General features: G+C 61.8%; 17 protein-coding genes, 1 tRNA gene and 2 pseudogenes. 7 read left to right on the top strand and 13 right to left on the bottom strand.

Annotated features, from left to right (window positions below):
- Positions 1 to 2 precede the first annotated feature (2 nt).
- Both NKH54_RS13135 and NKH54_RS13130 read right to left on the bottom strand, forming a co-directional pair.
- Positions 3 to 317: an SH3 domain-containing protein gene (locus NKH54_RS13135; protein WP_353028361.1), complete on the bottom strand. Its 315-nt coding sequence runs from the start codon at positions 315 to 317 to the stop codon at positions 3 to 5.
- Positions 318 to 440: 123 nt separating this feature from the next.
- A complete protein-coding gene (locus tag NKH54_RS13130; RefSeq protein ID WP_352653769.1) occupies positions 441 to 1,538 on the bottom strand; it encodes an NADH:flavin oxidoreductase/NADH oxidase in 1,098 nt (365 codons plus the stop codon).
- Positions 1,539 to 1,682: 144 nt separating this feature from the next.
- Between NKH54_RS13130 and NKH54_RS13125 the strand changes: the two genes are divergently transcribed.
- Together NKH54_RS13125 and NKH54_RS13120 are read left to right on the top strand one after the other, a co-directional pair.
- On the top strand, positions 1,683 to 2,261 hold the full coding sequence (locus tag NKH54_RS13125; protein ID WP_023667531.1) for an NUDIX domain-containing protein: 579 nt from the start codon (positions 1,683 to 1,685) through the stop codon (positions 2,259 to 2,261).
- An 89-nt stretch (positions 2,262 to 2,350) separates the two neighbouring features.
- The gene (locus NKH54_RS13120; protein ID WP_353028360.1) at positions 2,351 to 3,322 is read left to right on the top strand and encodes an ATP-grasp fold amidoligase family protein; all 972 of its coding nucleotides are present in this window, start codon (positions 2,351 to 2,353) and stop codon (positions 3,320 to 3,322) included.
- A 375-nt stretch (positions 3,323 to 3,697) separates the two neighbouring features.
- Here the strand turns inward: NKH54_RS13120 and NKH54_RS13115 are convergent, their stop codons facing one another.
- Together NKH54_RS13115 and NKH54_RS13110 are read right to left on the bottom strand one after the other, a co-directional pair.
- The gene (locus tag NKH54_RS13115; RefSeq protein ID WP_023688348.1) at positions 3,698 to 3,886 is read right to left on the bottom strand and encodes a hypothetical protein; all 189 of its coding nucleotides are present in this window, start codon (positions 3,884 to 3,886) and stop codon (positions 3,698 to 3,700) included.
- A 722-nt stretch (positions 3,887 to 4,608) separates the two neighbouring features.
- On the bottom strand, positions 4,609 to 4,830 hold the full coding sequence (locus NKH54_RS13110) for a hypothetical protein (RefSeq protein WP_353028359.1): 222 nt from the start codon (positions 4,828 to 4,830) through the stop codon (positions 4,609 to 4,611).
- A gap of 86 nt (positions 4,831 to 4,916) precedes the next feature.
- Between NKH54_RS13110 and NKH54_RS13105 the strand changes: the two genes are divergently transcribed.
- Positions 4,917 to 5,780 (top strand): ATP-dependent DNA ligase, encoded by an 864-nt coding sequence (locus NKH54_RS13105; RefSeq protein ID WP_023667527.1) that lies wholly within the window; start codon positions 4,917 to 4,919, stop codon positions 5,778 to 5,780.
- On the opposite strand, the gene NKH54_RS13100 is transcribed toward NKH54_RS13105, so the two are convergent.
- The 6 genes and pseudogenes from NKH54_RS13100 to NKH54_RS13075 all read right to left on the bottom strand — a co-directional run bounded on the left by NKH54_RS13100 (position 5,777) and on the right by NKH54_RS13075 (position 10,068).
- Complete coding sequence (locus NKH54_RS13100) at positions 5,777 to 6,025, bottom strand: hypothetical protein (protein ID WP_023691191.1); 249 nt, start codon at positions 6,023 to 6,025, stop codon at positions 5,777 to 5,779. The two genes, NKH54_RS13105 and NKH54_RS13100, sit on opposite strands and share 4 nt — an antisense overlap.
- Positions 6,026 to 6,923: 898 nt before the next feature.
- Entirely contained in the window at positions 6,924 to 7,115 is a 192-nt protein-coding gene (locus NKH54_RS13095) for a hypothetical protein (RefSeq protein WP_023667524.1), read from the bottom strand.
- Between the two features lie 481 nt (positions 7,116 to 7,596).
- Positions 7,597 to 8,097: a hypothetical protein gene (locus tag NKH54_RS13090; protein WP_353028358.1), complete on the bottom strand. Its 501-nt coding sequence runs from the start codon at positions 8,095 to 8,097 to the stop codon at positions 7,597 to 7,599.
- A gap of 114 nt (positions 8,098 to 8,211) precedes the next feature.
- Positions 8,212 to 8,297: transfer RNA gene (locus NKH54_RS13085), tRNA-Leu, on the bottom strand.
- A gap of 128 nt (positions 8,298 to 8,425) precedes the next feature.
- Complete coding sequence (locus NKH54_RS13080; RefSeq protein WP_023691195.1) at positions 8,426 to 9,088, bottom strand: outer membrane protein; 663 nt, start codon at positions 9,086 to 9,088, stop codon at positions 8,426 to 8,428.
- A 129-nt stretch (positions 9,089 to 9,217) separates the two neighbouring features.
- Positions 9,218 to 10,068: pseudogene (locus tag NKH54_RS13075) on the bottom strand (alpha/beta fold hydrolase).
- Between the two features lie 261 nt (positions 10,069 to 10,329).
- Between NKH54_RS13075 and ade the strand changes: the two are divergent.
- Positions 10,330 to 12,141: an adenine deaminase gene (gene ade, locus NKH54_RS13070; RefSeq protein ID WP_353028357.1), complete on the top strand. Its 1,812-nt coding sequence runs from the start codon at positions 10,330 to 10,332 to the stop codon at positions 12,139 to 12,141.
- A gap of 21 nt (positions 12,142 to 12,162) precedes the next feature.
- On the opposite strand, the gene NKH54_RS13065 is transcribed toward ade, so the two are convergent.
- The 3 genes from NKH54_RS13065 to NKH54_RS13055 form a co-directional block, all read right to left on the bottom strand.
- Positions 12,163 to 13,326, bottom strand: a complete 1,164-nt coding sequence (locus NKH54_RS13065) for an alpha/beta hydrolase (protein ID WP_353028356.1) — start codon at positions 13,324 to 13,326, stop codon at positions 12,163 to 12,165.
- A 133-nt stretch (positions 13,327 to 13,459) separates the two neighbouring features.
- On the bottom strand, positions 13,460 to 14,533 hold the full coding sequence (locus NKH54_RS13060; RefSeq protein ID WP_353028355.1) for an alpha/beta hydrolase: 1,074 nt from the start codon (positions 14,531 to 14,533) through the stop codon (positions 13,460 to 13,462).
- A gap of 117 nt (positions 14,534 to 14,650) precedes the next feature.
- Positions 14,651 to 16,036, bottom strand: a complete 1,386-nt coding sequence (locus tag NKH54_RS13055; RefSeq protein WP_353028354.1) for an aminopeptidase P family N-terminal domain-containing protein — start codon at positions 16,034 to 16,036, stop codon at positions 14,651 to 14,653.
- Between the two features lie 127 nt (positions 16,037 to 16,163).
- Here NKH54_RS13055 and ilvA point away from each other — a divergent pair.
- The 3 genes and pseudogenes from ilvA (at position 16,164) to NKH54_RS13040 (ending at position 19,395) form a co-directional block, all read left to right on the top strand.
- Positions 16,164 to 17,463, top strand: a pseudogene (ilvA, locus tag NKH54_RS13050) (threonine ammonia-lyase IlvA).
- Positions 17,464 to 17,666: 203 nt separating this feature from the next.
- Positions 17,667 to 18,209, top strand: coding sequence for a hypothetical protein (locus NKH54_RS13045; RefSeq protein ID WP_023706484.1), 543 nt, complete (start codon positions 17,667 to 17,669; stop codon positions 18,207 to 18,209).
- A gap of 118 nt (positions 18,210 to 18,327) precedes the next feature.
- The gene (locus tag NKH54_RS13040; protein ID WP_353028353.1) at positions 18,328 to 19,395 is read left to right on the top strand and encodes an aldo/keto reductase; all 1,068 of its coding nucleotides are present in this window, start codon (positions 18,328 to 18,330) and stop codon (positions 19,393 to 19,395) included.
- The last annotated feature ends 18 nt before the right edge of the window (positions 19,396 to 19,413 follow it).

Genomic DNA, 19,413 nt, shown 5'->3' with positions numbered 1-19,413 from the left:
TCTCAGTAACCGCAGTCGTTGCGCAGCCAGTGGGCGTTGGCCCAGCCGGTCCGTCCGCCGATTTCGACCTGGTACCAGTTGCCCCGGCGGTCGAAAATCTCCGTGTGGTCGCCGTTGAACAATTGCCCGATTATGCGCGACGACGAGTTCGGCCGTGCGCGCACGGCGAGAAACCCGCTGCCGGTATCCAGATCGTAGTGCCTGGACAGGCCGTGCACCGTGCCTTCGCAATATTGCGCGCCGACCGGAGACGACGCGGCGAACGACAGTGCGACCACCAGAGCGGCTGCCGCCGGATAGATTGCCCTTGATGCCATGGACTTTGCTCCCAACCCGGCCGCCAAGGCGGCCTACCCCAGGGAATATTGCGGGCGGATTAAAGCGAAGCTGCGGCAATCTGTCCAGCAGATGCGTTTGGCGCATCCGTCGGCGCTGCCTGTTCAGCCCTTCGTCCAATGCTGCATCGTCGTCACCGAGCGGGCGAGCTGTGGCGCGGGATGGATTTTCTCGCTGAAGGTGGCGGCGGCGCGCCAGCCCCAGCGCGGATCGGCGAGGAAGGCGCGGGCCAGCGCGACCATGTCGGCGCGGCCGTCGGCGACGATCGCCTCTGCCTGCGAGGGATCGTCGATCAGGCCGACAGCCCGTGTCGGGATGCCGGCGCCCTTGCGCACCGCTTCGGCCAGATGCACCTGATAGCCGGCGCCGGTCGGCAGCTTCTGCAACGGCGAATTGCCGCCGCTCGAACAGCAGATATAGGCAACATTAAGCGCCTTCAAGGCTTTGGCCACCTCGATCGCCTCGTCGACCTCGAAGCCGCCATCGACCCAGTCCTTTACCGACAGGCGGGCGCCAAGCATCAGGTTTGGAACTGCCTTCCTCACCGATTTGGCGATCTCGATGAGGAAACGCATGCGGTTTTCCAGCGAGCCGCCCCAGCGGTCGGTGCGCTGGTTGGAAAGCGGCGACAGGAACTGAAAGATCAGATAGCCGTGCGCGGCGTGCAACTCGAGGAAGTCGAAGCCGGCGCGCTCGGCCCGCCTCGCGGCTTGAGTGAAGCGCTCGATAAGCTGCAGGATTTCATCCTCCTCCAGCGCATGCGGCACATTCCAGCCGGTGTCATAGGCGATGGCCGAGGCCGAGACGGTCTGCCAGGGATCCTCGCCCGGCTGCAATGGGCCGCCGCCTTCCCAGGGCTTTCGGTTGGAGGCCTTGCGGCCGGCATGGGCAAGCTGAATGCCGAATTTCGTTTCCGGCGCGGCGACGCGCCTTGCCGCATCCAGCGTGCGCCGGGCGGCCGCCTCGTTGTCGTCGGAATAGAGGCCGAGGCAGCCATGGGTGATGCGGCCGCGCCGTTCGACGTCGGTCATCTCGACGGTGACCATGCCGGCGCCCGACATCGCCAGGTTCATCCAGTGATAGAGATGCCAGTCGCTGGCCGAGCCATCTTCGGCAGAATACTGGCACATCGGCGCCACCGCGATACGATTCGGAAAGGTCAGGCCATCGAGGGCGATCGGCTGGAAAAGCGCTGCGGTCATCAAAAAAACTCCGGAGAGGGACTGCAGCTATTTAGGCGATGGCAGTTGCCGGCACCAGACACGAGGCGGTGAAAGCTTCGCCGTTTCGGTTGCGCGCAAAACCGTTCGCGGTTACGCCATGGCGCCGACAGCTTGGAGCTCATCATGGAAGATCGTATCCGCATCCGCTCGGAGGAAGTCCTGTCCGACGACTGGGCGGTCCTGAAGAAGACCGTTCTCGATTACCGTCGGCGCGACGGGCAGTGGGAGACGCAGATTCGCCAGACCTACGATCGTGGCGACGGCGCGGTGATCCTGCCTTTCGATCCCGAGCGTCAGACGGTGCTTCTGGTGCGGCAGTTCCGCTACCCCGCCTACGTCACCGGCCACCGCGAACCGCTGATCGAGGCCTGCGCCGGCCTGCTCGACAAAAACGATCCCGAAACCGCCATCCTCAAGGAGGCCGAGGAAGAGCTCGGCTATCGCTTACAGAACATCGAGCGGCTGTTTTCCCCCTATATGAGCCCAGGCAGCGTCACCGAACGGCTGTGGTTCTTTGTGGCGCGCTATTCACCCGCCGACCGCATCTCGGCCGGCGGCGGCGCGGCCGACGAGGGCGAGGACATCGAGGTTCTGGAAATGCCTCTTGATGAAGCGCTGGCCGGCATTTCAGACGGCCGCATCATCGACGCCAAGACGATCATCCTGATCCAGCATTTGAAACTGTACCCGATGAAGGGCTAGCTCGGCGAAGCTCGACGTGCCTCACTGCTGCGGGCAGGGTGGCACGTCCACTTCGCGGATGAAGTTGCGCAGGTTGCAAGGACACCGGAATGGCGCGTGGCGCAAAGGAATGGCTGAAGCGAAACAGCGCGCGGGCATCTCTCCTGTTGCTGAACGCCGCGCTGCTTGTCCGCTACCGCCGGTTGACCCAGCGTTTCCTTGAGCGGATGCGGCATCTGCCGAATTTTGCAGCCCCGGTGACGTTCACGGAAAAGATCCACTGGCGCAAGATTTTCGATGACGATCCTCGCTTTACCGGCCTTCTCGACAAGCTCAAGTCCAAGGAAATCGTCAGGGAGCGGCTTCCCGGGCTCGCCATCCCGGAGGTGCTGTGGCAGGGCGACGATCCGCGCCAGATCCCTTTCGATGACCTGAAAATCCCCTACGCCGTCAAATGCAACCACGGTTGCGCCATGAATGTCATCGTTCGTGATCCGGCCAACGCCGACCGGGAGGCGATCATTGCCGAGATGACGGAATACCTTGGCCAAACCTATGGCGCCCGCAAGCTGGAGCGCAGCTATGCGCACATAGAGCGGCGGGTTTTCGTCGAAGCGCTTGTCGGCAAGGACCAGGATTATGACCCGGTCGACTACAAATTCTGTGTGCTGGCTGGCCACGTCGCCTACATTGTCGTCGTCGCCTTCCGTTCCACGGTCAAGAATACCGCCCACCTGGATCGCGATTGGCGCCCGCTGAACATCGTCCAGGGCGCGATCGACTCGAGCCTGGAAATTCCCCCTCCCAAGAGCCTGGCGCGGATGATCGAGGCAGCCGAGGCGCTCGGCAGCGAGTTCGACATGGTGCGTGTCGATTTCTACGAGGAGGAGGGGGAGCCGATCTTCGGAGAATTCACGGTCTACCCACGCAGCGGCTTGCTGCAATTCGACCCGGCTGCCTTCGACCGCGAACTGGGCGCGCATTGGGATATTGGCGCGTCAGGTTACCTCAGTCGTTTGCCCAGCCGATTTGCCCAACGATACAAGGCGATGCTCGTCGCCGCCGGCTATCTCGACGTTTGAGATGGCTGCCTTGGGTGGCGTGCCACCCGAAGCTCGAAGAGCGAAGGGTGGTGCGGAGAACCCATACGATTAGAGATCGAGGGAAACTGATAGCTCAGCAGGTCAATAGCCGTGATTTCGAAGTGCTGCCTCAACTGAGCCGTAGCGGTCAATTTGCCCTGCTGGGATCAATCTTCGTGAGCCGCTGCCTGGTCTCGACCACGCGCCTTTGCGCAGATCGGATTCGGCAACACAAGGCGAGATTCATAGCGACGCCGCAGTCTTCATCGAGCAAGTTTTCAGCGCGCTTCCTGCTGCGACTCGGCCGATTACCGCTAAGGTTACCGGCAAGCTCTCCCACTTCCGGACTGGGTCGAGATCATTTGAAGAACTCTTTCAGCTTGTTGAGTCGACTGTCGCCAGAGGCCTTCCGGCCTTCAGGACACGCCGCCTCGCCGATCGTATCCTGCTGGACAAAGCGAGGTTCTCAGCCACCATTTTCTCGCTGAGTACCAGCGCGAACTCGGTCTGTTTGATGCGCTGCTGAGCATCAGCGAGTTGCATCGTGAAAAGATCGGTTGCCATTGTTGATCCGGGATCCGCGAGATTCATGATTGCGTAACACATGGCGGCCGAAATCGTTCCTAGTTGTCGGGCGAAGCCGGTGCCGCAAAGGGCGGCTGAGTTTGAACTTCCGACCCGACCAGACGTCCGCGAGCGCCAAGGCATCGAGAGCCCAGTGATCGGAGGGCCACTACGAGCGGGCGCAACCCGACCACTTAAGTGATCAGCCTCGCTACAGCCTTGACAGGTACAGTCGCGGCCTCATCAAGGGGAGGTATCAATGGTCTCGGCGATTGGAAACCAACATCGGCAGGCAGCTGAAACTCGACCGAAACCCGCAAAGACAGAACCGGGCGAAGGATTTGCGCCAGGCAAAAGCGCAGACAGCGTAGGACATCGCGCCAAGGCAATGGCGGCAGAAAGTGGTGACACGGATTCTGGCGCCCAGGGGCGCGCCGCATCGACAATCGCCAGGATGGATATCACCGTTTTGGCTCCACAGAGCGAAGAGCCGCCTTTGGAGTAACCCGGGCGGCCGTGCCGCTGCCTCGGTCCTTGTGCAGCACGACGCGCTGGCTACGCTCGGTGGACATCGTCGTCTCGAAACACTTCGGGCGTTGCACTGCCGCGAGCCGCCTTCGCTGCTGGTCGAGGGGCTGTAACCCTTGGTGAGGCCGGCATCACCTCGCCGGTCGTTGCGAGCCCACGATCGCGCGGCCAAGCGACCTTCCCTGTGTCGGTCTCTATTTGATACTAGGGGACGGCGGTTTCATCACGGGCAATTGCAGCTGGTCAATGGTTGCGACGATGCCGGCGGCAATGGCTTCCGCCTCATGGATCAGTTCCGGACCATAGAGCCCATTGACCATCTCTTCGCTCGGCAGCACGCCAGGAGGACAGTGCTCTTCCATTGTGCGCCGGATGAGCGTCAGCGCTGCCCGGCATTGGTCGGCATCGATCTTCATAGCCCTTCAAACATCCAATTCGTCTAAAATGTTCCGGAACTAATTTAGCGATAGCTAATTGAAGTCGTGGTTCTGCGAGTCAGTGCATGCGTCTGAAATTCATCAAGCCTATGGAACCCGAACTGGTCGACACGCCGCCGATGGGCGATGATTGGATTCATGAGATCAAATTCGATGGCTACCGCACCCAGGTCATCAAGGATGATGACGGGATTCGGCTGATCACCAAGAACGGTTATGATTGGACGGGCCGCTACATCCAACTTGCCGGTGAGGCGGAAGCGATCGAGGCGAAAGACTTCATCATCGACGGCGAGACCATTACGATCAATGAGGCTGGCCTATCCGACTTCCATGCGCATCAATCAGCCGCGACCAGCCGCAAGCCGTCGCGCGATCTGTATCTGCTAGCATTCGACCTCTTGCATCTGAACGGGCATGACTTGCGGAACACGCCGGTGGAAGACCGTCGCGAGATCCTCCGGGCGTTGATCCCGGACGGCGGCCGAATCCAGTTCAGCGAAGCGATGCCGGGCACTGGCGACGCCGTCTTTCATCTGGTCGACCAGGCTGGGCTTGAAGGTATCGTTTCAAAGCGGAAGGGCAGCAAGTATCGGTCGGGTCCGACGACGAACTGGCGCAAGATCAAGTGCTATGCCGAAAAGGAGATGGACATCATCGGCGTGCAGCGCGAGGCCGGCAAGCCTGCCATGGTGCTGATGGCCGACAAAGGCCACTATGCCGGCGGCGCCTTCGTCACCTTCAAGGCGGACAAGCGCCAGCGCCTATGGGACCGCGTGCAAGGCAAGATTGGCGGGCCGGCGCCGAAAGGGCTCAAGAGTGACAAGGCCGAATGGCTAAAGCCGGGCCTGGTCGGCCGCGTGCGGTTCCTAAAGGGCGAGGAGAAGCTTCGCCATGCCAAGCTGCTGGATTTCCGGGAGGAGACTTAGCCCGGAGGCTTGTCCCGGGGCTGTGCCGGTCCTGTCCCGTTCCACTGGATGAACTTCGCCTTCTGGCCGGTGATGGTCTCGATCGACTTCAACAGGGGTCCATGGACCTTACGTAGAGCTTGGTAGTGCTCGCCGTGGTACGCCAGGAGCGGCCCGACGATGCTCTTGTGCAGCGCTTCGGCTGCCGCCAGGAAGCGCTCGATTTCAGCCCGGGAAAGTTGTTCCGAAGGTTTGGTTCTGGCCATTGGCGCTCTCCATTGAGGGGTCGCCGCAACGAGGACTATAATCCTACATGCCGGACTGCCTGACAAGAGGGCTCGCCGGCCTTACCCCGCAGGTAGCAGTAGGGCGACGGCGTCAAGCGCAGCCATCAGGAGCAACCACCAGCAAAGATGAGCACGGCAGGCCCGGCGACCTCCTTTGGCACACGGGACAAACAAGAAGGTCGCCGAGCCTTACCGGCGCTGCTTTGTGAGGGAGACGACGCCGGATGAGATGAGAGTATGCGATCGTGCTAATCTCTGCGAACCATGCGAACGAAGGAAAGCCTTGTGGCACCGACGTTGAGATCAAGGTCGGGCGGGGCGCTGATCGCTGCGGCAGGATTCTTCCAAAGCGGTAGTGAGTCCAGAGCGGAACATTAGCGTCGGCTAACGGTTAATTCGGCAGTGTTCCGAACCGTGATTGGTAGAGCGATGGTGACGTTTCATCTTGTCTATTTTTCCGGCCTGACGGCAGACCAGCTGCTAGGCAGCGCCGTTTCTATCCTGGCGTGTTTGCTGCTTTATAACGCTCTGGCTTCGGACGCCTGACTGATAGGTCGGCCAGCGGCCCGGCATCCTTGGCAGCCGGCGATTGCGATCCCGATGCCAACTTCAAGACCTATCACGAGGCCAAAGACAAGCTTGCCGACGAAATCAATGGCGAGGGCCGGACAGGACGCCACACGTCCAGGCAGGGCTCTCTGAGGGCATTGGCGATGCCCGTTGCCTCAAGGTGGCGAGCTTTTTCGTTAATAGGCCTCCGCGCTGGGCAATCTGTTCCGAGAGCTTCTGTGATGCCTCTATGACGCGGCAAACCTTGGAAAAGGTTTCCGTGGCAGGACCGGGGTACGATTCTAACCAACTAGGGCTGTATAGGCCACTAGCGCCCGACGATCCGGCTAATCATGTCGTCGTCAGGTGCGCTGTCGGTGAATTCCCGTAGGAGCGCCTTCGCGTGGTCTACCCAATGCTCTTCAGCCAGGTTCAGCTCCCGAACGGATCTCCTGAAGGTCTCGCACACCACATCGAAATCGAAGGCGTCAATGCTGTAGCCTTCCTCGTCATGGTCCATCGGCAGCTCCCCCAATGGGGGAAACTGTACGGAATCGTACGAAGCAAGTGCAAGGGCATTCAAAAGCAATTGGCTGATGCCGCCCGATCGTTCCACAATGTGTTGCTAATATGCAGCACCGACTGAATCTCCGATCAGCGGCACTTGTGGTTGGTTCCAACAGCTGCACGTTGACGGCAAGATGCCAAAGCCAACGACATGCGGGCGACGAAGATGGACAAGCGACAAAACACAAGAAATGTTGAGTTGGTCGGTCTTCTGGCCGTGCCGTTGTCAGTTCTAATCACGCTGCTGATAGCTGGAATGATCCTTTGCTGAAATGTTTGAGTGGCAAAAGGCTGGGGCGGCGGGTTTTTCCCCTTTGAAAGAAGTCACGATGTCCCAATCCGTCGAACCCCCGATATTGCCAGAGGATAGCCCAGACCGTGAGGTGAACTGTGAAGTCGCATTAGAAGCCGCGTTTGCGGCCTTGGTGACTGCGTCAGAAGCGCAAGGTTGGACGCCACAGGAAACGGCTGCAACTCTTCTCAAAATCGCGACGGGGCATGCCCACCGGGTTGAGGCCGCTGCGGCCCCAGCCGGCTCCCGTTCTGCGGCCACATCCTGATCTCATAATGACCGTCAAGGCCGGACGACGGGTATTTCTCATGTCGGCCTTCATTGTAAGTTCCGGTACTTCGGAAGGCATCCTCGATGTCGACATGCTCCATAGGTATGAAGAGCTACCAGCACGCTTGTAATATTGCTTTTGATCGCTGCGATGTGGTCGACGTTCCGACCGTGGCACGTCGATGACTATGAACTCGGCGTTTTGGTCGGCATTCGATGCAAATCCAGCGACACGGATACCGTCGTTTTTCGGATGCAGTAGATCCCCAACTGCCGAGCTTACGACCGAAAGGGCTACAGGTTCGGGATTTGGCTCAAGTGCAGTTGCGCCGTCAGCCCCGTCACTGTTCTTACGGCAGCCAATACCGAACACCAAAACTCCAGCATGGCAGTTCCCGGCTTTGTATCCCGGCTCTACGGCTACCCGCGTCAGCCTTTTCTATGGTAGCCAGTGAGTTCTTACAGAACGAATCCTAAGCATTTCAATTGGTGCGGACGACGGGAATCGAACCCGTACGATCAGAGATCGAGGGATTTTAAGTCCCTTGCGTCTACCAATTCCGCCACGTCCGCAGGCCAGCCCTTTTCAGACGCCAGCGAAAACCCGTCAAGCCATCTTTTGCCGAGTGTCGAACTCATGAAAGGTGGTTCGTGATTTCAAAACGCTTGGTTGTCGCGAAAATCTCAGTCGCCGAGAACGCTCAGAATTTGTAGCTGAGATTGATACCAACCGCGTTCAGCTTCACATCCTGATCGCGATCGTTGAAGGGTTCCGCCACGTCATAGTGCTCGGAGCCGAAATCATAATAGCGATATTGCGCGCCGACGATGAATTTGTCGGTCAGCGCATAGTCAACGCCGGCGCCCAAGGTCCAGCCGACATTCGTGCGTGTGCCGGCGAACGACGCGCCCGCGACTTGCGAAGTTTCGATGCCGGCAAAGGCGACGCCGCCGACGCCGTAGACCAGCACGCGGTCCATGGCGAAGCCCGCTTTGGCGTTTACAGATCCGAACCACTTGATGTCCGTGCGGAATGTGCTTCCAAGGCCTGATACCGCCGTACCGTCGACGGCGGAATAATTGAGCTCCGCCTCGGCGCCGAGCACCGCCTGATCGAACTGCCACAGGCCGGCGACATGGCCGCCGACGAAACCGCCGTCAATGTCGGGCGAGATGGAAAACGGCGCGCCTTCCGTCACTGATATGTCGGACTGGCCCCAGCCGTAGCCGGCCTGCAGGCCGGCATAGTAGCCGGTCCAGTCGAAGCCTGGTTCGGTCATCGGCACCGCCATCGGGTCGGCGGCGAACGCCGGCGCGGCCAGAGCAATCAGAAATCCGGCACTGGCAATGGTCAGACAGCGCATCGAGTTCTCCGAAAAGGCGGTTAAGAAGGCGCCTTGCCGGAAGGTAATCCTATTCGTCGCAAAACGGAACCCATTGTTCAACAATCGGAAGCACCCGTTGCTGTGCTGGGGTGCTCTATTTTGGGGGCGCTATTTGGCGTCGATGAAGTCCAGCGCCGCCTGACTATATTCGTCCGGCGCCTGCAGCATGGCGAAATGACTGGCGTTGGGCAGGATGATGAGCTTGGCGCCCGGAATGACGGAGGCCATGTATTCGGTGTGTTCGCGCTTGATCGCCTCGTCATGGTCGCCGGCAACGATCGCGGTCGGCGTGGTTATCTTGCCGAGCTGTTCCTTGGTCCAGGCCGGCTCCGACTCCCACATGTGGCTGATCTGCGCCACGAAGGCATCGTACTGGTCGGGAGTCTTCGACAGTTTCTTGTAGTCGCGGCCCGAGCGGTCGATATAGGCGGCAAAGGTCTTGTTGGTCAGCACATCCGGATCGACGCCATCGGTGGCGACGTTGGCGGCCTGCGCAAAGAGCCGTGTCAGCCGCTCCGGATGATGCAGCGCGATGTCGTGCCGATAATGCCGCCGTCGCTCCAGCCGACAAGAGCGGTCTTGTCGATCTTGAGATAGTCGAGCAGCGCAAGATAGTCCGACGCCATGAGGTCATAGCCGTAAGCTTGCTCGGTGCGGGTAGAACGGCCATGGCCGCGGCTGTCGGCGATAATAACCTTGTGCGTCTTGGACATGGTCGCCACCTGGCTTGCCCAGATGTCGCCATGGCCAAGGCCGCCATGGATCAGGAGAATCGGATCACCGGCGCCGAAAACGGCATAGTACATCTGGATGCCGTTGACCGGCGCATACTCGCTCTGATCCGGTTTGGACATCGCCGCCGGCTCCGGCAAGGTCTGCCAACGTTCCTCGGCGGATACAAAGCCGGCCGAGATCAGGAACAGGGTGACGAAGGCGAGTGCTTTCAGGAACCGGATCATGACTTCACCTCAGGAGGTTTCGGGCTCATCACAACAAAAACCCGCCTCGCGGCGGGTCGTCGGCGCAAATCAGCACCATAGCCAGAATGGTAGCATAAGTGGCGGCACAAGCCAAACTGAATGACTGCACCGTTGATGCTGTCGTCGGGGTGAACAGGTGCAGCGCATCCGCCCGGGCGAGTTCTCATCGACCGGATTTCGTCCGCAATCGCTGGTCAAAACGTTGCCGGCTTGGCACAGTCGGGCAAACAGGAGTCTTTCATGGCCAAGCAGCCGTCGGCGACGAAACCCAAGCCCTGGACCGAGATGGCGACGCATCTGGTCGACGTCGCGACGGGGCGCAAGCCTGCCGATCTCGTCATTCGCAACGGCCGCTGGGTGAACGTGCACTCCGGCGAAATCATAGCCGGCACCGACATCGCCGTTGCCGGCGGCCGCTTCGCGTATTGCGGGCCGAATGCCAGTCATGCCATCGGCCAGGGCACCAAGGTGGTCGACGCCGGCGGCCGCTATCTCGTGCCCGGCCTGTGCGACGCGCACATGCATGTCGAGAGCGGCATGGTGACCGTCACCGAGTTCTGCCGCGCCGTCATCCCGCACGGCACCACCTCGATGTTCATCGATCCGCACGAGATCGCCAATGTGCTGGGTCTGCCCGGCGTGCGGCTGATGCATGACGAGGCCGTCGCCATGCCGATCAACGTGCACGTCCAGATGCCGTCATGCGTGCCGTCGGCGCCGGGTCTGGAGCATGCCGGGGCCGAACTGACGGTCGCCGATGTCGCCGAGGCGATGACCTGGGAAAACATCATCGGGCTCGGCGAAGTGATGAATTTTCCCGGTGTCGTGGCCAACGATCCGGTGATGTCGGGCGAGATCGCCGCAACGATCAAGGCCGGCAAGACGGTCGGCGGCCACTACGCGTCGCGCGATCTCGGCCTGCCGTTCCATGGCTATGTCGCCGGCGGGCCGGAGGACGACCATGAAGGCACGCGCGCCGAGGACGCAATCGCCCGTGTGCGCCAGGGCATGAAGGCAATGCTGCGGCTGGGCTCGGCCTGGTACGATGTTGCCTCGCAGATCAAGGCGGTGACCGAGAGCGGTCTCGACCCGCGCAACTTCATCCTGTGCACCGACGACAGCCATTCCGGCACGCTGGTGCATGAAGGCCATATGGACCGGGTGGTCCGCCACGCCATCCAACAGGGATTGAAGCCGGTGACGGCGATCCAGATGGCGACGCTGAATACCGCCCAGCATTTCAAGCTGGAGCGCGAGATCGGCTCGATCGCGCCGGGACGGCTGGCGGATCTGCTGATCGTCTCCGATCTTGCCGCCATGACCATCGACGAGGTCTATGGCCGCGGTATCAGGCTGGCCAAGGGCGGCAAGCTCGAGATCGACATTCCGGCCTATGATTACCCCAAATCGGCGAAGAACACCGTCAAGCTCGGCAAGAAGCTGAAGCCAGGCGACTTCGACATTGCGGCGCCCAAGGGCGCCAACGAGGTGCGGGTGCGGGTCATCGGCGTGATCGAAAACCAGGCGCCGACGCGGGCGCTGGAGGCCGACCTGCCGGTCGAGGACGGGCTGGTCGCCATGGACCGCCGCAACGACATCTGCCAGATCGCGCTGGTCGAGCGCCACCGCGGCACCGGCGGCGTCACCAATGCCTTCGTCTCAGGCTTCGGCTATATGGGCGACTGCGCCATGGCGTCGAGCGTCGCACATGATGCCCACCACATCATCTGCGTCGGCACCAACAAGGAAGACATGGTGCTGGCCGTCAACCGCCTGGGCGAGGTCGGTGGCGGCGTGGTGCTGTTTTCAAAGGGCAAGGAACTGGCGCTTGTCGAAATGCCGATCGCCGGGCTGATGTCGGACGAGCGCGCCGAAATCGTGGCGGCCAAGGCCGAGAAACTCACCGAAGCAATGCGCAAGATGGGCTGCTCGCTCAACAACGCCTACATGCAGCACTCGCTGCTGGCGCTGGTCGTCATTCCGGAGCTCAGGATTTCCGATGTCGGCCTGATCGACGTGACGACGTTCCAGAAGGTCGATCTTTTTATCTGAGATCAGCCCGCTGCTTGGCTCTCATCCGCCGGTGGCGATGGTCAGCACCTTGAATGGCGTGGTGATGATGATCTCGGCGACGGATCCGACTGCCTTGCCGAGGCCTCGGCCGAGATTGTCGATCTGGCCCTGCGTGGGTTCGTCCGATGCCAGGCCGGCTGGAGCGCGCAGACGGTCGCCGAGCAATTGCACCAGGAACGGGTTGTCGGCGAATTTGGCGTGGTTCAGGCGGTCGCCGCCCTTGATCTGGCTGAGGTCGGCCACAACGACGCCGTAACTGGCAATGTCGGCGGCGTTGCCGTAGTCGCCGACGCGCGGCTTGTCGCCGGATAGCAGGCTGGACAGTCTCAGAGCACGGTCGTCGGCGGAAAGCAGGATGACGAACGGCCTGTCGGGCTTGCCGTAGCGGATCATCTGCTTCTTGAAGACGTCGACATCGATATCGGGCGAAGCCAGGACGACACGGCCGAGCTTGCCGTCGAGATCGCGGTCGCCGGTGATGGCGAGCTGGCGCAGCGCTTCCATGGTCACCCAGGTTCCCATCGAATGCGCGATGATGTCGATGCTCTTGACCTTTGTCTTGGCGAGCATCCTGAGCGTCGCCTCGAGGTCGTCGCGCGCGGCGTTGGCGCTGTCCTTGTCGTAGATATAGCCCGTGGTCTTGCCGCTCGAAGCCCACGAAAACAAGATCGGCGTACCCGGATATTCGGTGTCGTGGGCGATCTGTGTCAGCCGGTAGACCCCATCGTCGAAGCCGTTGTTGAAGCCGTGGACGAAGACCAGCGCGCGGTCGCCATTCATGGTGATGTTGGCACCGACGGCCTTGGCGAATTGCGAGGCGTCGCCATAGTGGACGACGTCGGTGGCGGTGAATTGCTTGGCCGGGTTCGAATTTGCCGAGCCCTTGGCGCGCTCGATGGCGCCGACCTGGTGGACCTTCGGCACGGTGACGTCGACGCGGGCGTAGCTGGTGGTCAGCGAGCGATCGCCATCGAACACCTGGCGTGGGGCCTTGGTCGCCTGCTTGCGGGTGGTGGCGACGAAGATTTCGTGGGTGGCCGCGATGTCGGAGGCAGGCACCGAAACCGTCGTCTCGTTCAACAGGTCATGGGTGTTGGGGCCGGCGCAGCCGGCGGCAGCTAGCGCGAACGCAAGGACCAGGACAGTCTTCCATCGCTCGTTCAAGCGGGCTCCCGCTGGCGCATTGGCGCCGATTTCAATGTCGTAGAGGCAGAGACCGGTCCGGTCCAGTTGAAAGTGAGCGGGCCGGTCGGCATTCGCGACCTCACGCGGCGACGGTCGCCGCAAGGCAACAGCCTTATTGTCCGAGCGCGCTGATGCGGTCGGTCACCGTCTGGTCGCTGGCAAAGCCGTCATCCTCGCGCAGCCGCTGGCCGATCATCTTCACCAGTTCGGGATTATCGGCGAACTTGGTGTGGTTGAAGCGGTCGCCTCCCTTGACCTTGGAGAGGTCGACCACGGTGACGCCATAAGCGGCGAGGTCGGCGGCATCCTTGTAGTCGCCGACGCGTGGCCGCGAGCCGGCAATCAGGCCTGAGAGTCGCAGCGCCCGGTCGTCGTCGGAGAGCAGCAGGATGAACGGCTTGTCCGGCTTGCCGTAGCGGCGCATCTGGCTCTTGAAGACGTCGACGTCGATGTCGGGAGAAGCCAGCACGACATCGCCGAGCTTGCCGCCGAGATCGCGGTCGCCGGTGATGGCCATCTGGCGCAGCGTTTCCATGGTCACCCAGGTTCCGAGCGAGTGGGCGACGATGTCGATGCGCCGAGCGCCGGACTGCTGCAGCATGCGCAATGTCACCTCCAGCTGATCGCGGGCGGCGCTGGCGCTTTCCTTGTCATAGACATAGTCGGTGGTTCTGGCGCCCGATGCCCAGGAAAACAGCACCGGCGTGCCGGGATAGCCGGAATCGTGGACGATCTGGGTCAGGCGGTAGACCGCGTCGTCGAAGCCGGTGTTGTAGCCATGCACGAAGACCATGACGCGGCCGCCGCGCGCGGCAATGTCGGCATTGAGCGCGCTTGAGAATTGAGGCTGCGCATCGTAGCCGACGACCTCGGAAGCCATGAAGTATTTCGCCGGGTCGTTCGACTTGCCGCGCGAGCGGCGCTCGATCTGGCCGGTCTGGTGGATGCCGGGAACGGTGACGGTGACGCGGGCGTAGTTCAGCGTCGCCGAGCGTTCGCCGTCGAAAACTTTGTTGGGATCGTCGGATTTCTTGCGTGTGGTGGCAATGAAGATCGAGTGATTGCCCGAGATTTCGGTCACCGGCGTGGACATGACGGCGCTGCCGAGCAGTTCCTCGGTTTTGCGGCCGCCGCAGCCGGCGATCAACAGGGCAAGTGCAAGAATGCAAATCGTCTTCAAACGCACGTCAAAAATTCCACTCCGGCCAAAAGGCCCATATACCCCCGCGGCACCTCCCGGACAGTGAGAGTGCGGCAGAAGTAAGTCGTGTCCAGCCGAAATGTGGTCAGCGTCGAGCCACGGTCATCGCACTGTTGCGCGAAAGCCAGAATGGCGGCAGGAACGCAGGGATGTTGGAGAAGGGCAATACTCGGGCTTGAGCCTGATGCCGAGCACATCGCCCATGAAGGCGCGGCGCGCCTCGATGCGGCGCCATGCCTCGGGATAGCGGGCCGCGATCTCCTCGCGCAACGCCTCATCGGCAAGCGCGATACCGTCTTCGATGTTGGTGGTGAAATAGCTGGTTCCGGTCGCCGGAATGATGTCGACCTGCAGCGCCATGCCCGATTGCAGCTTGATGTCCGAGCCCGAAAACACCGGCGAATGCATCCATTCGTCGATGTGAACGAGATGGCCGGGGTTGAGCGAGACGCCGAAGAACGGGTCGCCTATGCGGTCGTGCACGGCTTTCCACAGCACGCCGCCGGCAACGCCGATGCCGATGGTCTCGTACCAGTCGACGACGGCGGCGAAAAAGGGCGCGACCAGCTTGTCGACATAATCGTCGATCTCGCGCGGCAGTTCCGCGGCGCTCTCGACCAGGAAGCCGGCGCGGGCGTTGAGCGAGCCCTGGATGCCATAGGCCATGGTGACGGGATCGCCGCGCTTGATGATGTCGAGGCGCGGGCTAGGCAAGCCGTAGGGCGCACGCCTGCCGGCGGACAGCATCGGGTGGCAGCACAGGGGCAGGCCGTTGATCCCCATCAGCCGCGCGGCCTGCAATTCGCTCATGCCGGGCTCAATATTCCCAAGCACGTTGCGCAGGCCCTGCGAGGAAAAGGTCGCGGCGAATTCGAAGGACGCCAATTGGTCTGCCTCGTTGATGGCGCGTAGGCCGTCGGATGGGTTCATCAACAGGTTGGCGGCGTTGACCATGGCGCCCCTGTCGCCGGCTAATGTGCGCAGCGTATCGGCGATGAAGGACGGCAGGTCGAGCGTCGTCTCGCCAACGCCGCCATCGCCGGGCCCGAACGGCTTCCAGCCGATGGCGCCGATCTTCTGGCCGGCTTTCAGGCCGCAGGCGGCAAGCGTGTCGGCAAGTGAGGCGGAGCGGTCGCGTGGCTGCGCTGGCAGCGAGAAGGTCTGGTAAAGGACGCGCTCGTAAGGCCCGTCGCAGATTTCGGCATAGCCCCAACCCTCATTGCCGACGAGAAGTTTTGGCTGGCTGCCGGGAATGATGACCAGCAGCGTCTCCTCGAAACGCGGATCGTAACCACTGAGATAGGCGACATTGGCCGCGTGCTCGCGGTCGCCATAGACGGCAAACCCGTCGAGCCCGGCTTCGGCGCCGCGCGCCAGCAGAGCCTCGATGCGCGCTTCGTAGGTCCGGCGCTGAACTAGCGGCATCACTGTTGGCTCGCCGAATTCGGGAAGGTCTACGGTCTTCAGGGCGACAGCCGAAACAGGCATGAGGATGGCTCCAATGGATTACATGCCGGCGCATCAAAGCGGCGGCCAGCAGGGCATCGGTGGCCGCAAACGGCGAATTGTGCAATAGGCTTGGGCTTCGAACATTCGATCCAGAGGTGACGGCGCCATGAACAGTTTTTCCTCACGCGTTGCCGCCGCCGCAGCCGCGATCCGTGAAATCTTTCCCGAAACGCCGCTGCAGGAAAACGATTGTCTGTCGAAGAAGACGGGGGCTCGGGTGCTCTTGACGCGCGAGGACCTTTCGCCGGTGCGCTCCTACAAGATCCGCGGCGCCTTCAACTTTTTCCGCAAGGCGCTTGCCGCCGGCAACGAGGCCGAGCTGTTTGTCTGCGCTTCGGCCGGCAACGATGCGCAGGGCTTTGCCTTCGTGTGCCGCCATTTCGGCAAGAAGGGCGTGGTCTTCATGCCGGTGACGACGCCCCAGCAAAAGATCGACAAGACGCGGCTGTTCGGCGGCGATTTCGTCGAGATCAGGCTGGTCGGCGATTTCTTCGACGATTGCTACCGCGCCGCCTTCGAATTCACCGAAAGTTCGGGCGCGCATATGGTGCCGCCCTTCGACCACAAGGACATTATCGAGGGGCAGGCGACGGTCGCCTATGAGATCGCCGACCAGATGCCAGGCGCGCGCATGCCCGACATCATCATGCTGCCGGTCGGCGGCGGTGGCCTGGCCGCGGGGGTGACGCACTATTTCGCCGATCAGCAACGTGACGCGCGCTACGTTTTTTGCGAACCGGCCGGTGCGCCGAGCCTGCATCAGAGCCTCGCCAGCGGCAAGCGCGTCCGGCTCGCCAATGTCGACAATTTCGTCGACGGCGCGGCGGTGGCCGAGATCGGCCGCGAGCCGTTGCGCCACCTCAAGGAGTTCGCCGCTCAGGCGGTGCGGCTGATCCCTGAGAACCGGCTCTGCGCCACCATGATCGAGATGCTCAACATCGAAGGTGTGGTGCTGGAGCCGGCCGGTGCCTTGGCGATCGACGCGTTGAAGGATTTTTCGCGCAAGGAAATCCGCGGCAAGACCATCGTCGCGGTGGTGTCGGGCGGCAATTTCGATTTCGAGCGGCTGCCCGACGTGAAGGAGCGGGCGCTGCGCTTCGAGGGGCTGAAGAAATTTTATCATCCGCTTTCCGCAGCGGCCGGGCGCGCTGCGCGACTTCCTCGAACTGCTCGGTCCCGACGACGACATCGCGCGCTTCGAATATCTGAAGAAATCGGCGCGCAATTTCGGCTCTGTGCTTATTGGCATCGAAACCAAAGACCGGCGAAACTTCGATTTGCTGAGGGCGAATTTCGAGGCCGAGGGCGTGCACTATCAGGACATCACCGACAAGATTGTGCAGTGCAGCATTTGCATGGCAGCCATGCCAGGCGAATTTTTTTTGCACAATTGCCGCGTGCGCTGAAACTTGTGGCGCATCCCCACCGTATGCATAGACGCTGGCACATGGCCGGCTTTTCCTCGCCACTCCTGGCGAATTTCCGGACTGCATGCAAATGCAGTCCGGCTTTTTGTTGGGTCTTGCGCATCGCCAACCGGCCCGCGCAAGCCTCGCAAACGCCTAAACTGGTTAAGATCAGCAGCATTCATTTTTAACGAGCCGGTTCTATGCTGCGACCGGCTCTGTTCGCACGCTTAAACGAGGGGGAGGCTGACATCGGCGCCAAGCGGGATTTCGCTTCCTTGCTCGACGATCTGTTCGTTGCCTCCGACAAGGATGAGGCGGCGGAAGAGACGAGCGCCCGGCCGTCGATCCCGTTCGACTATCTCTCCGTGGCCGACGAGCTTCATTCCGGCCGCATCAAGGTCTCGGGCGAAACGTTCGCAGCCGAATACCGCGAGGCGGGAGCCGATCTCGCCGCCGAATTCGCAGCCCTTCTCGATCATGCCAAGCTGGCGCTGGCCGGCGAGGAGGCAAAGCCCGAGGAAAAACTGCCGCCGATCGATCCCGACGCAATCGCCGTCGAACTCGGCCTCGATCATCCCGTCAAGAACGCCGATCTCGGCCGCATGCGCCGCAGCTTCGCCTTCGCCAACCACCCCGACCGCGTCGCGCCGCATCTGCGCCAGCGCGCCATGATCCGCATGCAGGTGGCCAACATGCTGATCGACGAGGCCAAGCGGCGCGCGCTGGCCGGCGTCCGGCGCTGACTTTTTTTCTCCTTCACGCAAAAGTCGGGTTCGCTGAGGGTTGGAGAGCGGCGCCGCTTTCCCTATAGAAGCGGCTTCCTTCCCGCGTAGCCGCGCAATTCCCGCCGGAGAAAATTCGATGCATAAACGCCGTCTCGGTCGGACCGATCTTCTTGTGACCCAGATCTGCCTGGGGTCGATGACCTGGGGCGAGCAGAACACCGAGGCCGATGGCCATGCGCAGATGGATCTGGCTTTTGAACGCGGCGTGAATTTCATCGACACCGCCGAGCTCTACCCGATCCCGCCCAAGGCCGAGACGCAGGGGCGGACGGAGAAGTTCATCGGCAGCTGGATGAAGGCCAAGGGCAACCGCGACAAGGTGATCCTGGCCTCGAAGGTGGTCGGCCGCACCGCCAACAGCTGGTTTCGTGGCGACCGTCCGTCGAAATTGGTGCGCGCCGACATCTTTGACGCCATCGACAAATCGCTGTCCAAGCTCGGCACCGACTATCTCGATCTCTATCAGATCCATTGGCCGGAGCGCGACATCCCCTGGGGCGCCAACCCGACCCGCGTGGGTGCTGTGCCGCGCCGTGCCGATGCCGTTGGCGCGCCGCCCGGCGAGACGCCGATCGCCGAGACGCTGGCTGTCTTCGATGAACTGGTGAAGGCGGGAAAGATCCGCCATCTCGGCCTGTCGAACGAAAGCTCCTGGGGCGTCATGCGCTTCATTGCCGAGGCCGACAAGGGCGTCGGCCCGCGCGTCGTTTCGCTGCAGAACGCCTACAATCTGGTCAACCGCACGTTCGAGGTGAACCTCGCCGAGGCCTGCGAACGCGAGGATGTCGGCTTTCTCGCCTATTCGCCGCTGGCGCAGGGCTATCTCACCGGCAAATACGACCATGGCGCACGGCCGCAGGGTTCGCGCTCGCAGCTCTTCAACCGCGGCCAGCGCTACGAGACGCCGAATGCGGCGGAGGCACAGCTCGAATACAATGAGCTGGCGCGCTCCTTCGGCCTCGAGCCGGCGCTGTTTGCCAACGCCTATGTCGCGAGCCGGCCTTTTGTTACCTCCAGCATCATCGGCGCGACGACGATTGCCCAGCTTGAAATGGCGCTGTCTTCAGCCGACGTGACCTGGACCGACGAGATGCAGAAGGGGGTGGATGCGATCCACCAGCGCGTCGGCAATCCGTGCCCATAAGCAGACCGTTTGGCCGGA

The organism is Mesorhizobium sp. M1004 (assembly GCF_040318795.1).
Classification (GTDB): domain Bacteria; phylum Pseudomonadota; class Alphaproteobacteria; order Rhizobiales; family Rhizobiaceae; genus Mesorhizobium.
This window is presented reverse-complemented; position numbering and strand designations above follow the sequence as displayed.